Annotated in this window: 13 protein-coding genes and 1 tRNA gene; 6 read left to right on the forward strand and 8 right to left on the reverse strand. The window is 70.6% G+C overall.

The genetic code is table 11. The annotated features are described in order from the left end of the window. Nucleotides 1-50: 50 nt before the first annotated feature. From KY5_RS21970 to KY5_RS21980, 3 genes are all read right to left on the reverse strand, one after another. Nucleotides 51-124: transfer RNA gene (locus tag KY5_RS21970), tRNA-Pro, on the reverse strand. Between the two features lie 55 nt (nt 125-179). Continuing rightward, the gene (locus KY5_RS21975) at nt 180-908 is read right to left on the reverse strand and encodes a Pr6Pr family membrane protein (RefSeq protein ID WP_234362805.1); all 729 of its coding nucleotides are present in this window, start codon (nt 906-908) and stop codon (nt 180-182) included. 48 nt (nt 909-956) lie between these two features. Beyond that, nucleotides 957-1,883, reverse strand: a complete 927-nt coding sequence (locus KY5_RS21980) for a metallophosphoesterase (protein WP_098243867.1) — start codon at nt 1,881-1,883, stop codon at nt 957-959. Between the two features lie 117 nt (nt 1,884-2,000). Here KY5_RS21980 and KY5_RS21985 point away from each other — a divergent pair, with 117 nt between their 5' ends. Then, the gene (locus KY5_RS21985) at nt 2,001-2,465 is read left to right on the forward strand and encodes a GatB/YqeY domain-containing protein (protein WP_098243868.1); all 465 of its coding nucleotides are present in this window, start codon (nt 2,001-2,003) and stop codon (nt 2,463-2,465) included. A 137-nt stretch (nt 2,466-2,602) separates the two neighbouring features. Here KY5_RS21985 and KY5_RS21990 read toward each other — a convergent pair whose 3' ends face one another. Next, a complete protein-coding gene (locus KY5_RS21990; protein WP_098243869.1) occupies nt 2,603-4,882 on the reverse strand; it encodes a transglycosylase domain-containing protein in 2,280 nt (759 codons plus the stop codon). Nucleotides 4,883-5,356: 474 nt separating this feature from the next. Between KY5_RS21990 and KY5_RS22000 the strand changes: the two genes are divergently transcribed. Beyond that, the gene (locus KY5_RS22000) at nt 5,357-5,701 is read left to right on the forward strand and encodes a WhiB family transcriptional regulator (protein WP_016642765.1); all 345 of its coding nucleotides are present in this window, start codon (nt 5,357-5,359) and stop codon (nt 5,699-5,701) included. Nucleotides 5,702-5,729: 28 nt separating this feature from the next. On the opposite strand, the gene KY5_RS22005 is transcribed toward KY5_RS22000, so the two are convergent. Then, nucleotides 5,730-7,097 (reverse strand): ArsA family ATPase, encoded by a 1,368-nt coding sequence (locus KY5_RS22005; protein WP_098243870.1) that lies wholly within the window; start codon nt 7,095-7,097, stop codon nt 5,730-5,732. Continuing rightward, a complete protein-coding gene (locus tag KY5_RS22010; RefSeq protein WP_098243871.1) occupies nt 7,094-8,074 on the reverse strand; it encodes an ArsA-related P-loop ATPase in 981 nt (326 codons plus the stop codon). Before KY5_RS22010 ends, KY5_RS22005 begins: the two co-directional genes overlap by 4 nt. A gap of 82 nt (nt 8,075-8,156) precedes the next feature. Between KY5_RS22010 and KY5_RS22015 the strand changes: the two genes are divergently transcribed. The 4 genes from KY5_RS22015 (at nt 8,157) to KY5_RS22030 (ending at nt 10,696) form a co-directional block, all read left to right on the forward strand. Then, nucleotides 8,157-8,318 carry a DUF4177 domain-containing protein gene (locus KY5_RS22015; RefSeq protein WP_003975360.1) on the forward strand — a complete coding sequence of 54 codons (162 nt, stop codon included), beginning with the start codon at nt 8,157-8,159 and terminating at the stop codon, nt 8,316-8,318. Continuing rightward, nucleotides 8,315-8,785: a RidA family protein gene (locus KY5_RS22020; protein ID WP_098243872.1), complete on the forward strand. Its 471-nt coding sequence runs from the start codon at nt 8,315-8,317 to the stop codon at nt 8,783-8,785. The genes KY5_RS22015 and KY5_RS22020 overlap by 4 nt, the downstream gene beginning before the upstream one ends. Before the next feature lie 104 nt (nt 8,786-8,889). Further along, nucleotides 8,890-9,765 (forward strand): NUDIX hydrolase, encoded by an 876-nt coding sequence (locus KY5_RS22025; RefSeq protein WP_098243873.1) that lies wholly within the window; start codon nt 8,890-8,892, stop codon nt 9,763-9,765. 100 nt (nt 9,766-9,865) lie between these two features. Next, nucleotides 9,866-10,696 carry an MBL fold metallo-hydrolase gene (locus KY5_RS22030; protein ID WP_098243874.1) on the forward strand — a complete coding sequence of 277 codons (831 nt, stop codon included), beginning with the start codon at nt 9,866-9,868 and terminating at the stop codon, nt 10,694-10,696. A 28-nt stretch (nt 10,697-10,724) separates the two neighbouring features. Here KY5_RS22030 and KY5_RS22035 read toward each other — a convergent pair whose 3' ends face one another. Both KY5_RS22035 and KY5_RS22040 read right to left on the reverse strand, forming a co-directional pair. Then, nucleotides 10,725-11,576 carry a nucleotidyltransferase domain-containing protein gene (locus KY5_RS22035; protein WP_098243875.1) on the reverse strand — a complete coding sequence of 284 codons (852 nt, stop codon included), beginning with the start codon at nt 11,574-11,576 and terminating at the stop codon, nt 10,725-10,727. A gap of 171 nt (nt 11,577-11,747) precedes the next feature. Next, a complete protein-coding gene (locus KY5_RS22040) occupies nt 11,748-12,422 on the reverse strand; it encodes a Crp/Fnr family transcriptional regulator (RefSeq protein ID WP_055553109.1) in 675 nt (224 codons plus the stop codon). Nucleotides 12,423-12,638: the final 216 nt, after the last annotated feature.

Genomic DNA, 12,638 nt, shown 5'->3' on the forward strand with positions numbered 1-12,638 from the left:
AGGGCCTGATCCGCGATGCGGATCAGGCCCTTGACCTGCTGTTTCAGCTGTCGGGGTGGCGGGATTTGAACCCACGACCTCTTCGTCCCGAACGAAGCGCGCTGCCAAGCTGCGCTACACCCCGATGTCGTTGCTCCACTGCCCCCGCCGAAGCGCAGGTCGTGGCGACATCGATTACTTTAGCGGACCGGCGGCCGGAGACGAAATCCGGTTTCTGGGCCCCGGACGTAGGGGCGGACGCGGTCCAGGGCGACCAGGAGGAAGGCCAGGGCGGAGAAGGCCAGGCCGAAGGTGACCGCGTTGCCGAGGACCCCCGCGTAGCCGTGGATGTCGACGTCCAGGAACGGGTAGGGGTAGCGGGCCGTGGAGCCGGGGGCCATGAGGGCGCCGCGGGTCAGGGCGAAGGCCAGGTAGGCCAGGGGGTAGAGCAGCCAGAGGCCCGCGTGGCGCCAGCGCAGGCCGCCGGGGGCGGTGAGGAGCAGCCAGTCCAGGGCCACGCCGATCGGCGTCACCGTGTGCAGGAGCTGGTTGGAGAGCGAGCGCCAGCCGGAGAGGGCCTCGGCGCCGTCCGTCATGGAGAAGCCGCTCGCGTCGTTGGCCAGGACGAAGTGGTAGACGAGCCCCGTGATCGCGATGAAGAGGAGCGTGCCGCCGGTCGCCCAGGCCGGGAGCGGTCGGCGCCCGCGCCAAGCCCGCCACGCGGAGATGCCGAGCACCCCGGCCACCACCACGTTGCTCTGCACCGTGAAGTAACTGAGGACGCGCAGCGGGCTGCCGACGGCCAGGTCGATGACGATCCCGGTCAGCGCGGCGAGGGCGATCAGTGTGCGGAGGGCTGCGGCGAGGGGGCGGCGCTTGTGCGGCACGACCGCCTCCGCCGGGACACCCGCGGAATTCGGCGCGATCATGCACCCCACCGTAGGCATGGTTCCTGTCGTACGCCCCCGGTGGGGGCCTCAGACCACCGGGGCCAGCGTCAGGAGCGTCGCCTCCGGCGGGCACGCGAACCGCATCGGGGTGTAGCGGCTCGCGCCGCAGCCCGCCGACACGTGCATGAACGACGTACGACCCTCCGCCTCGTGCATGGACAGGCCCTTCACCCGGGCCGTGTCCAGGTCGCAGTTGGTGATCAGCGCGCCGTAGAAGGGGATGCACAGCTGTCCGCCGTGGGTGTGGCCCGCGAGGATCAGCGGGTAGTCGTCCGCGGTGAACGCGTCGAGCGAGCGCAGGTACGGCGCGTGGACGACGCCCATCGAGAAGTCGGCCGCGGAGTCGGGACCGCCCGCCACGCGCGCGTAGCGGTCGCGTTTGATGTGCGGGTCGTCCAGGCCGGTGAGTCCGATCTCGTAGCCGTCGATCTTCAGCGAGCCCCGCGTGTTCGTGAGGTTCAGCCAGCCCGCCGCGTCGAACCCGTCGCGCAGGCCCTCCCACGGGTTGTGGATGACGCCGACGGCGGGCGCGTTCCCGTTCAGGCCGTGCCTGCCCTGGGCCTTCTCGAGCAGGTAGCGGGCGGGGTTGCGCAGCTTGGGGCCGTAGTAGTCGTTCGATCCGAAGACGTACGCCCCGGGGAACTGCATCAGCGGCCCGAGCGCGTCCAGCGTCTCCGGCACGCCCTCCGGATCCGACAGGTTGTCACCGGTGTTGATCACGAAGTCGGGGCGCAGGCCCGCGAGCGAGCGCAGCCACCGCTGCTTCTTGCGCTGCCCCGACACCATGTGGATGTCGGAGACCTGAAGCACTCTCAACGGCCGCATCCCGGACGGCAGTACGGGCACGGTGACCCGCCTCAGCCGGAAGGAACGGGGCTCGATGCCCACCGAGTAGACGAGACCGGCCGCAGCCGTCGCCGTGATGCCCAGAGGTACTGCGTATCGCGCGCGCATCCCCCCATCGTGTCAGACACCGAGCACCCCGAACCCGCAGGGGACCCGTGGTCAACCACGGGCGGCCCCCGGGAAATCGGCGGGCAGGGAACCGTCCGCACCTGCCACAATCAACGCATGACCACGCTCAAGTCGAAGCTGCAGGAAGACCTCACCGCCGCGATCCGGGGGCGTGACGAGCTGCGCTCCTCGACGCTCCGGCTCACCCTCACCGCGATCACGAAGGAGGAGGTCGCGGGCAAGGAGGCGCGCGAGCTCTCCGACGACGAGGTGCAGAAGGTGATCGCCCGCGAGGCGAAGAAGCGCCGCGAGGCGGCCGAGGCGTTCGCCGACGGCGGCCGCGCCGAGCAGGCCGCGAAGGAGAAGGCGGAGGGCGAGGTCCTCGCCGAGTACCTGCCCAAGCAGCTCTCCGACGACGAGCTGCGGACTATCGTCGCCCAGGCCGTCGAGGACGCCAAGGCGGCCGGCGCCGAGGGGCCGCGCGCCATGGGTCAGGTCATGAAGATCGTGAACCCGAAGGTCGCGGGCCTCGCCGAGGGCGGCCGCGTCGCCGCGGTGGTCAAGGAGCTTCTCGCGGGCTGAGAGCCTCCGACCGCTCGGTGTCCGTAGGCCGACATCCGTAGCTCCGTATCCGTAGCTCCGTATCCGTCACGCGATGAGGGCGCCCCCCTGAAGCAGGGGAGCGCCCTCATCGGCGTATGCAAAGCCTCAGACTCCGGTCACGGGCGCCAGCCGCCGATCCCGCCGCCGTTGCCGTGGCCCCCACCGTTCCCGAGGCCACCGATCAGGTCCGTCCAGGGGTCGTCCCCGCCGCCGTTGCCCCCGCCGTTGCCGCCGCCACCCTGGCCGCCACCGCCACCGCCACCACCACCGCCGTTGCCACCGTTGCCGCCGCCCGGCTTGCCGTCGTCGTGGTCGCGGCCCTTGTCCTTGCCCTTGTCGCCGCCGGGCAGGTGGACGGTGTTGAAGCCCGGCGCGGGCTTGCCCGTGAGGGCGCCGCTCATCGCGTCGCGCCAGATCGGGCCCGGCACCTCACCACCGAAGACCTTGCCGTACGGGACTCCGCCGATGCTGATGTCGACCATCTGCCGCTTGTGCTGCGGGTCGCCGACCCAGACCGCGCCCGACATGTTCGGGGTGTAGCCCACGAACCAGGCGGCGTAGCGGTAGTCGGTCGTACCCGTCTTGCCCGCGCTCGCGCGGGAGCCGAGTCCGGCCTGCTTGCCCGTGCCGTCCTCGACCACGCCCTTGAGCAGGGTGTTGATGGTATCCGCGGTCTTCTGCGACATGGCGCGCGAGCACGTCGACTTCGGTACCGGGAGCGACTTACCGCCGAGCGTGCTGATCGACTCGATGGCGATCGGCGTGCAGTACGTGCCGCGCGAGGCGAACGCCGCGTACGCGCCCGCCATCGTCAGCGGGGACATCTCCTGGGTGCCGAGGGCGATCGACGGCGCCTGGACGATCTCCTTGCCGTCGGCGCGCGCGAGGCCCATCTTGTCGGCCATCTGCGTCACCGGGCAGATGCCGATGTCGCCGATGAGCTGCACGTAGTAGGTGTTGACCGACTTCGCGGTCGCCTCCGCCATGCCGTACGGGCCGACCTCGCTCTCGTTCTCGTTGGTGAGCTTGGCGCCGCCCGAGTTCACCCAGTTCTTGCCGTCACAGGCCGACACCCGCTCCGGGTAGGGCATTTCGTACGGCGATGAGTAGCTCTGCCCCGGTGACTTGCCGCCCTCCAGGGCCGCCGCCGCGACGACCGGCTTGAACGTCGAACCCGGCTGGTAACCGGCGCCGCCGCCCATGGAGTCGTCCACGGAGAGGTTGATCGTGGTCTCGTCCTTCTTGAAGCCGTAGGGCCGCGACTGGCCCATGCCGAGGATCTTGCCCGTGCCCGGCTCGACGATGGTGGCGGCGGTCGCCACGTCGTCGGTCTTGTACACGTGATCCTTTATCGACGCCTGCACCGATTCCTGGGTCTGCGGATCGAGCGTCGTGCGGACCTTCAGACCGCCCCGGTTCCAGACCTTGGCCCGCTCTTCCTTCGTCTTGCCGAAGACCGGGTCGTTGAGGAAGACCTCGCGTACGTAGTCGCAGAAGAATCCGGCGCCGCTGACCGAGGTGATGCAGCCGTTCTTGGGCCGGCTCACCTTCAGGCCGAGATCCGTCTTCTTGGCCCTGTCGGCGTCCGCCTGCGAGACGTCGTGCGTCTCCGCCATGCGCTGCAGTACGACGTTGCGGCGCTTGGTGGCCTCCGCGGCGTCGTTGACCGGGTCGTACCGGCTCGGCGACTGCACGATGCCGGCGAGGAGCGCGGCCTCCTGGAGCTTCAGGTCCTTGGCGGGCTTGGAGAAGTAGCGCTGGGCCGCCGCCTCGATGCCGTAGGCCTGCTGACCGAAGTAGGTGATGTTCAGGTAGTTCTTGAGGATGCGCTTCTTGCCGAGCTTGTCCTCGACCTGAATCGCGTACTTCAGCTCGCGGATCTTGCGGCCGATCGTCTGCTGCGTGGCCTCGGCGACCTTGGTCGGGTCGTCGCCCGCCTCCTCCACGAAGACGTTCTTCACGTACTGCTGCGTGAGCGTGGACGCGCCCTGCGAGACGCCGCCGCTCTGCGCGTTCTGGTTGAGCGCGCGCAGGATGCCCTTGAGGTCGACCGCGCCGTGCTCGTAGAAGCGCGCGTCCTCGATCGCGACGATCGCCTTCTGCATGTACGGCGAGATGTCCTTGAGCTTCACCACGGTGCGGTCACGCGAGTAGACCGTCGCGATCGATCCGCCCTTGTTGTCCAGGATGGTGGTGCGCTGGCTGAGCGGTGGCTGCTTCAAGTTGGCGGGGATCTCGTCGAATCCCTCGACCGAGCCCTTGGCCGCGAGGCCGAGCGCTCCCGCCGCGGGCAGCGCGATTCCCGCGAGCACCGCGCCCGCCAGCACGCTGACCCCTAGGAACTTCGCGGCCTGCTGAGTTGGTGACAGGCCACCGCCCGAGCGCTTCTTTCCCATGAGGGCAGCCTAATCCGTAGTCAAGGGAGCCTTCGGCTGCACCGGCCCCGAGATCGGCCGAAAGATCGACTGAATCGGTGGCGCGGCAACGCCGTCCGCCGACGTTCCGATTCGCCGGACAGCTCGCAATGCCTTGGCCTAAGCTGCTCTCAACTGTCACAGCAGTGCGGTTCAGCAACAAGCCCTCCGTCGCCCCCGAATCCGGCGGATCCCTGTCCGAATTCGCCTCATGTGACGCTTCGCGTCCGTTGTGACTCAACTGAACTGCCCCGGTATGCGGGATTCCTCACGCATGTCGCCAGCTCACTCCGTCGGGTGATCTGCCGCTTACGCATAGTCCGTTCGGACCATTCAAGATTGGGCCCGAAGGGGGTGTTGCGCTGTGCCCACCTTCCGTAACGTCCTCAACTGGCGGCGGTGAATATGCCGCTGCCGCCGTGGGGGAGCCTCGATTCGGGAGAGGACGGCGCCGGTATGGGCTGGGTAACCGACTGGAGTGCGCAGGCGGCCTGCCGCACTACCGATCCAGATGAACTGTTCGTTCAAGGAGCAGCGCAGAACAGGGCCAAGGCGGTGTGCACCGGATGTCCGGTGCGGACCGAGTGCCTGGCCGACGCGCTGGACAATCGCGTCGAGTTCGGCGTGTGGGGTGGCATGACTGAGCGGGAGCGCCGTGCGCTGCTGCGCAGGCGCCCCACCGTCACCTCGTGGCGCAGGCTCCTGGAGACAGCGCGCTCGGAGTACGAGCGAGGCACGGGCCTGCTGCCCGTGGACTTGGAGGACGAGGAGACGTACGAGAGCTACGCGGCAGTGGGTTAGCCGCCCGGGCCCTCCGGCCCGGGACACGTCAGCCTGCCAGCCGCTCCCCAATGGCCCGGAGGCCCGCGAGGTCGTGCACATCGCCCGGCAGCGCGGCCACTTCGGCCACCGCCACCTCGGGGTGGAGCGCGGTGAAGCGATCGCGCGTGTGCTGTTCACGCGCGAGCAGCCGCATGCGTTCGGCGTGCAGCCGGAGCAGCCCCGCGGTCAACTGCTCGACTGAGGGGTGACCTGCCGACGGATCGTCGGGGTCCGCGTTCTCGGGAGTCTGGGAAGCCTCGGAAGCCCGGGGGGCCTCGGAAGTCCCGGGATCCGTAGGGGAGTCACGAATCGGGTCGGCGTCCGGGGCACTGTCCGGGGCGTTACGAACTCCAATCTTCCCGCCCTCCTGATCCACAATGCGGCTCTCGTCAAGATTTTCCGCGGCGGCAAGCGCCCGCTCGGCCGACAGCTGGGCGGCGCCGCTGCCGTGCACCCGGTTCAGTACGAGACCGGCCAGCGGCATGTCGTCGGCGGCCAGGCGCTCCACGAAGTACGCGGCCTCCCGCAGCGCGTCCCGCTCCGGCGACGCCACGACGAGGAACGCCGTGCCCGGCGCCTGGAGCAGGCGGTACGTCGCGTCCGCGCGGGTGCGGAACCCGCCGAACATGGTGTCCATCGCGGCCACGAACGTCTGTACGTCGCGCAGCAACTGCCCGCCGAGCAGCTTGCCGAGGGCCCCCGTCATCATCGACATGCCGACGTTCAGGAACTTCATCCCGGCCCGGCCGCCCACCTTGGCCGGGGCCATGAGCAGCCGGATCAGCTTGCCGTCGAGGAAGGACCCCAGGCGCTTGGGAGCGTCGAGGAAGTCCAGGGCCGAGCGCGAGGGCGGTGTGTCGACGACGATCAGGTCCCACTCGTCGCGCGAGCGCAGTTGCCCCAGCTTCTCCATCGCCATGTACTCCTGCGTGCCCGCGAAGCCCGCCGAGAGCGACTGGTAGAAGGGGTTGCCGAGGATCGCGGCCGCCCGCTCCTTGTCCGCGTGCGCCTCGACGATCTCGTCGAACGTGCGCTTCATGTCGAGCATCATGGCGTGCAGCTCGCCGTCGCCCGTCACGTCCTTGACCTGGCGCGGCACGTTGTCGAGCTGGTCGATGCCCATCGACTGGGCGAGCCTGCGCGCCGGGTCGATGGTGAGGACGACGACCTTGCGGCCCCGCTCGGCCGCGCGCAGCCCCAGGGCGGCCGCCGTGGTCGTCTTGCCGACGCCTCCGGAGCCGCAGCACACCACGATGCGGGTCTTCGGGTCGTCGAGCAGCGCGTCGACGTCCAGCGCGCGTGCGGAATCCAGCGGGCGCGCGGCGTCGTCCGCGGTGCGGGCGGTCTCGGAGGTCCGTGCCGGGTCCGGGGTCATGCGATCCCTTGCTTCCGCAGTGCCGTGGCGAGCTCGTACAGGCCCGCGAGGTCCATCCCGCCCGCCAGCAGCGGGAGTTCGTGCAGCGGCTTGCCGAAACCGGTGAGCACGGCGCGCTGGTCGCGCTCCAGGGCGAACCGCTCGGCGTACTCCGCGGCCTGTCCGAGGAGCGGATCGACGAGCCGTTCGGCGGCGCCGCCCTTGCGGGCCCCGCCGAGTCCCGCGGCGGAAAGCGACTTGGCGATGGCCGTACGCGGGGTCCGGTCGAGGCCGAGTTCGAGCTCTGCCTCGTCGAGCAGCTCGGGCCGCACCATGTTCACGATGACGCGCCCCACGCGCAGTTGCGCGGCCCGCAGCTCGGCGATCCCGTCCGCGGTCTCCTGGACGGGCATCTCCTCCAGGAGCGTCACCAAGTGCACGGCCGTCTCGGGCGACTTGAGCACCCGCATCACGGCCTGCGCCTGGTTGTGTATGGGCCCGATCTTGGCGAGCCCGGCGACCTCGTCGTTCACGTTCAGGAAGCGCGTGATGCGGCCCGTCGGCGGGGCGTCCATCACGACGCAGTCGTACGCGTACCGCCCGCTCTTGTCCTTGCGGCGCACGGCTTCGCACGCCTTGCCGGTGAGGAGCACGTCCCGCAGCCCCGGCGCGACGGTGGTGGCGAAGTCGATGGCACCGAGCTTCTTGAGCGCGCGACCCGCGCCCCCCAGTTTGTAGAACATCTGGAGGTAGTCGAGCAGCGCGAGCTCGGGATCGATGGCGAGGGCGTACACCTCCCCGCCCCCGGGAGCGACGGCGATCTTCCGCTCCTCATAAGGCAGCGCCTCCGTCTCGAAGAGCTGCGCGATGCCCTGCCTGCCCTCGACCTCCACGAGGAGGGTCCGCTTGCCCTCCGTCGCGAGGGCGAGCGCGAGGGCCGCGGCCACCGTGGTCTTGCCGGTACCGCCCTTGCCACTGACGACCTGGAGCCTGCTCACGTATTCGAGCCTAACCAGTCGCGGCCCGGGCTACGCAGGAGCCCACCCTGAGCACCGCCCGACACCGGCTACAGTCGGCCACATGACCAAGTGGGAATACGCAACCGTGCCGCTGCTCGTCCATGCCACGAAGCAGATTCTGGACACCTGGGGCGAGGACGGCTGGGAGCTGGTCCAGGTCGTGCCCGGGCCGAACAACCCCGAGCAGCTGGTGGCCTATCTGAAGCGCGAGAAGCAGGCATGAGCGGGGCCGTCGAGGCGCGCATCGCCGAGCTCGGCCTGACGCTGCCCGAGGTCGTGCCGCCGCTGGCCTCGTACCAGCCGGCCGTCCAGTCCGGCGTGTACGTCTACACCGCGGGCCAGCTCCCGATGGTGGAGGGCAAGCTCGCCGTGACCGGCAAGGTCGGCGCCGAGGTCACCCCCGAGGAGGCCAAGGACCTGGCCCGCGTCTGCGCGCTCAACGCGCTGGCCGCGGTCAAGTCGGTCGCCGGTGACCTGGACCGCATCGCGCGCGTCGTGAAGGTCGTCGGCTTCGTCGCCTCCGCCCCCGACTTCACGGGGCAGCCCGGCGTCATCAACGGCGCCAGCGAGCTCCTCGGCGAGGTTCTCGGCGACAAGGGCGTGCACGCGCGCAGTGCCGTCGGTGTCGCGGTGCTGCCGCTCGACGCTCCGGTCGAGGTCGAGTTCCAGGTGGAGCTGACGGAGGCGTAGGCGGCTTCCGGCCTGCCTGGGGCGTCGGCACCGGTTTTCGGAGCCCCTGTAGGCACTGATCGTTGCCTCTCGAACATCAGCCCACTTGGGGATAGCCTCCGCGCATGGCAAATGGGCAGTGGTATCCCCCGGAGTGGCCCGACCGCATCCGCGCCCTGGCGAGCGGCGAGCTGATTCCGGCGACCCCTCGCCGGGCCGCGACCGTCATGCTGCTCAGGGGCAGTGCGGAGCGCGGCGCCCCTGAAGTACACATGCTGCGCAGACGCGCCTCCATGGCCTTCGCCGGAGGCGCGTACGCGTATCCGGGCGGCGGTGTCGACCCGCGCGACGACGACCGTCTGGTGCGCTGGGCGGGCCCCACGCGCGCGTCCTGGGCGGCCCGCCTCGGCGTCGACGGCGAGGCCGAGGCGCAGGCGATCGTGTGCGCGGCGGTCCGTGAGACGTACGAGGAGGCGGGCGTCCTGCTCGCGGGACCGACCCCGGACACCGTCGTCGGCGACACCACGGGCGACGACTGGGAGGCGGACCGCGAGGCGCTGGTGGCCCGCGACGTCTCCTTCGCCGAGTTCCTCGACCGCAGGGGCCTGGTCCTGCGCAGCGATCTGCTCGGCGCCTGGGCGCGCTGGATCACCCCCGAGTTCGAGCCCCGCCGCTACGACACGTTCTTCTTCGTGGCCGCGCTGCCCACCGGACAGCGCACGCGCAACGCCTCCACGGAGGCGGACCGCACGGTCTGGATCCGCCCGACGGAGGCGGCCGCCCGCTACGACAAGGGCGAACTCCTGATGATGCCGCCCACGATCTCCACGTTGCGTGCCCTGAGCCCCCATCGGAGCCCGGCCGACGCGCTCGCGGCGGCTCCGGAGCAGGACATGACTCCCGTACTGGCACGCGCGCGCGTGGAGGACGGCGAGCTGGTCCTCTCCTGGCCGGGCCACGACGAGTTCACCAAACGGGTCTCTCCGGAGAGCGGCTCGTGAGGAACACCGGCCACCCCGCCCCTGCCCCCGCCCTCGCCCTCGCAGCCGTGGCTCCGCCCGCGATCCGCCGAAGCGCACCCCCGACGGGAGACACCCCTTCATGACCGAAGCCGCCGCCCTCCCCGGCCAGCCCCGTGGCGGAGTCCTCAGCGGCCCCGCCACCGACCGCGCCGTCAACGTGCTCGCGCCCAACGCCTCCGCGATGACCCTGGACGGCACCAACACCTGGATCGTCGCCGAGCCGGACTCGCCCCTGGCGGTCGTCATCGACCCCGGGCCACTGGACGACGCCCACCTGAGCCGGGTCGTCGAGACCGCCGAGAAGGCCGGGAAGCGCGTCGCGCTGACGCTCCTGACCCACGGTCACCCGGACCACGCGGAGGGCGCCGCCCGCTTCGCCGAACTGACCCGTACGCACGTGCGGGCCCTCGACCCCGCCCTGCGCCTGGGCGACGAGGGCCTGGCCGCCGGTGACGTGATCACCACGGGCGGCCTGGAGATGCGCGTGGTCCCCACGCCGGGCCACACCGCGGACTCGCTCTGCTTCCATCTCCCCGCCGACAGGGCGGTCCTGACGGGTGACACGGTGCTCGGCCGCGGCACGACGGTCGTGGCGCACCCTGACGGCCGTCTGGGCGACTATCTGGACTCGCTGCGCCGTCTGAGGTCACTGACGGTCGACGACGGCGTCCACACCGTCCTGCCGGGCCACGGACCCGTGCTCGAAGACGCCCAGGGCGCCGTCGAGTTCTACCTCGCGCACCGCGCCCACCGGCTGGCCCAGGTGGAGACGGCCGTGGAGAACGGCCATACGGCCCCCTCCGACGTCGTCGCGCACGTGTACGCCGACGTGGACCGCTCCCTGTGGCCCGCCGCCGAGCTCTCCGTACGCGCGCAGCTGGAGTACCTCCGGGAGCATGGCTTGATCTAGCCGCCTCCGGTCCTACTGGCTTACTGGCCTACTGGCCGAACCGGTCGTTCCTGCCGCCCTCGCGGGGCGTCTTGGTGCCGTGGACTGAGGCGTACTCGGCGGCCAGCCAGGGCCCGAGCTCCTCGGTGTACGAGGCGAGGACGGCCCGGTCCGCGACGGGCTCGTACGCGAGGGCCGCGGCGTCCCGCAGCCGCCCGCCCCACTCGGGGTAGTACTGCGCGAACACCTCGGCCATCTCGGTCAGATCGCTGCTCCAGCCGTTCCACCGCGGCATGACGAGCGTGCAGGCGGTGCGGACGAGGTGGCGTGCGAAGGACCGGCAGAGCGCGCGCAGCTCGTCGTCGTCCGCCGCGGCCGCGACCCGCTCGCGCCAGCGGGGCAGGAAGAGCGCCAGATCGCCGTTGGTCTCGCGGGCGAGCAGGCTGTCGGGCCGGTAGCGCGGCAGGAACTCGGCCAGGTCCTCGCCGAGCAGCGGCGTGCAGAGGCAGGCGACGAACCAGCCGAGGTCGTACGTCTCCGCCTCGCTCAGCAGCCGCTGCCTGCTCTCCAGGAGGGCGCCGACCCCGTCGATCTGCTCGAACTCCTCGTCGAGGGCGGCCCCGAGGGCTTCGACTTCGGCCCGGTCGGCGTCCGTCGGCTCCTCGCGCAGGGCGATCAGCAGATCGAGGTCGGAACGGCCGGGCCGCGCGGTGCCGCGCGGGATCGAGCCGTAGAGGTAGGCGCTGTCGAGGCGCGTCCCGAACACCGCGAGCACCCGGTCGCGCGCGGCGGCGACGACCGGCCGGAACTCCGCCTGCACCTGCCCGAGAGAGCCCTCCCGCGCGATGTAGCCCTGCGGATCGAGCCCGGGACCGTGTCCGGTGACGGCACTGGTGTTCATGGGTCAACTGTGCAGCGAGTCAGGGGCTAAATCACGCCAATTCGCCACACTGGGTGTGCCGCATGTGCCGCATGTGCCGCATGTGCCGCATGTGCCGCTCTGCGGCTCGTGAACGCGACTGGGCCCCGCCTCAAGCTTGAGGCGGGGCCCAGTCACGTATGCGTTGGCGTGTCAGCGCGAGCGCTTGGCGAGTCGCTCCACGTCCAGGAGGATCACCGCGCGGGCCTCCAGCCGCAGCCAGCCACGCCCGGCGAAGTCCGCGAGCGCCTTGTTGACCGTCTCGCGGGAGGCGCCGACCAGCTGGGCGAGCTCTTCCTGCGTGAGGTCGTGCACGACGTGGATGCCCTCCTCGGACTGCACGCCGAAGCGGCGCGACAGGTCGAGGAGCGCGCGGGCCACTCGGCCAGGCACGTCGGAGAAGACCAGGTCGGACATCTGGTCGTTGGTCTTGCGCAGGCGCCGGGCGACGGCGCGCAGCAGCGCGGAAGCCACCTCGGGGCGTGCGTTCAGCCAGGGCTGGAGGTCGCCGTGGCCGAGGCCGAGCAGCTTGACCTCGGTGAGGGCGGACGCCGTGGCCGTGCGCGGGCCCGGGTCGAAGAGCGAGAGCTCGCCGATGAGCTCGCCGGGGCCGAGCACCGCGAGCATGTTCTCGCGGCCGTCGGGTGAGGTGCGGTGAAGCTTCACCTTGCCCTCGGTGACCACGTAGAGGCGGTCTCCGGGGTCTCCCTCATGGAAAAGGGCGTCTCCGCGCGCGAGCGTCACCTCACTCATGGAGCCGCGAAGCTCCGCGGCCTGCTCGTCATCGAGCGCCGCGAAGAGCGGGGCGCGCCGCAGAACGTCGTCCACGAGTTCTCTCCTTGTCGACCTGCATCAGGGGACCGGTCCCCATTTTGCCGGACGGTGCAAAACAGTGTGATCAGTCACAAGGATGCCGCACCGGCGCGGCAAGCTGTGCGGGAGGGGGCCAATTGGGGGCCGATCCATGGGGTCAAGTACGGATGTCAGTGTGGGGCCCTAGGCTGGCCGGGTGTCCAAAAAGCCGGTGAGAGCACAGGCCGAGGG

This window comes from Streptomyces formicae, assembly GCF_002556545.1.
Lineage (GTDB): Bacteria > Actinomycetota > Actinomycetes > Streptomycetales > Streptomycetaceae > Streptomyces > Streptomyces formicae_A.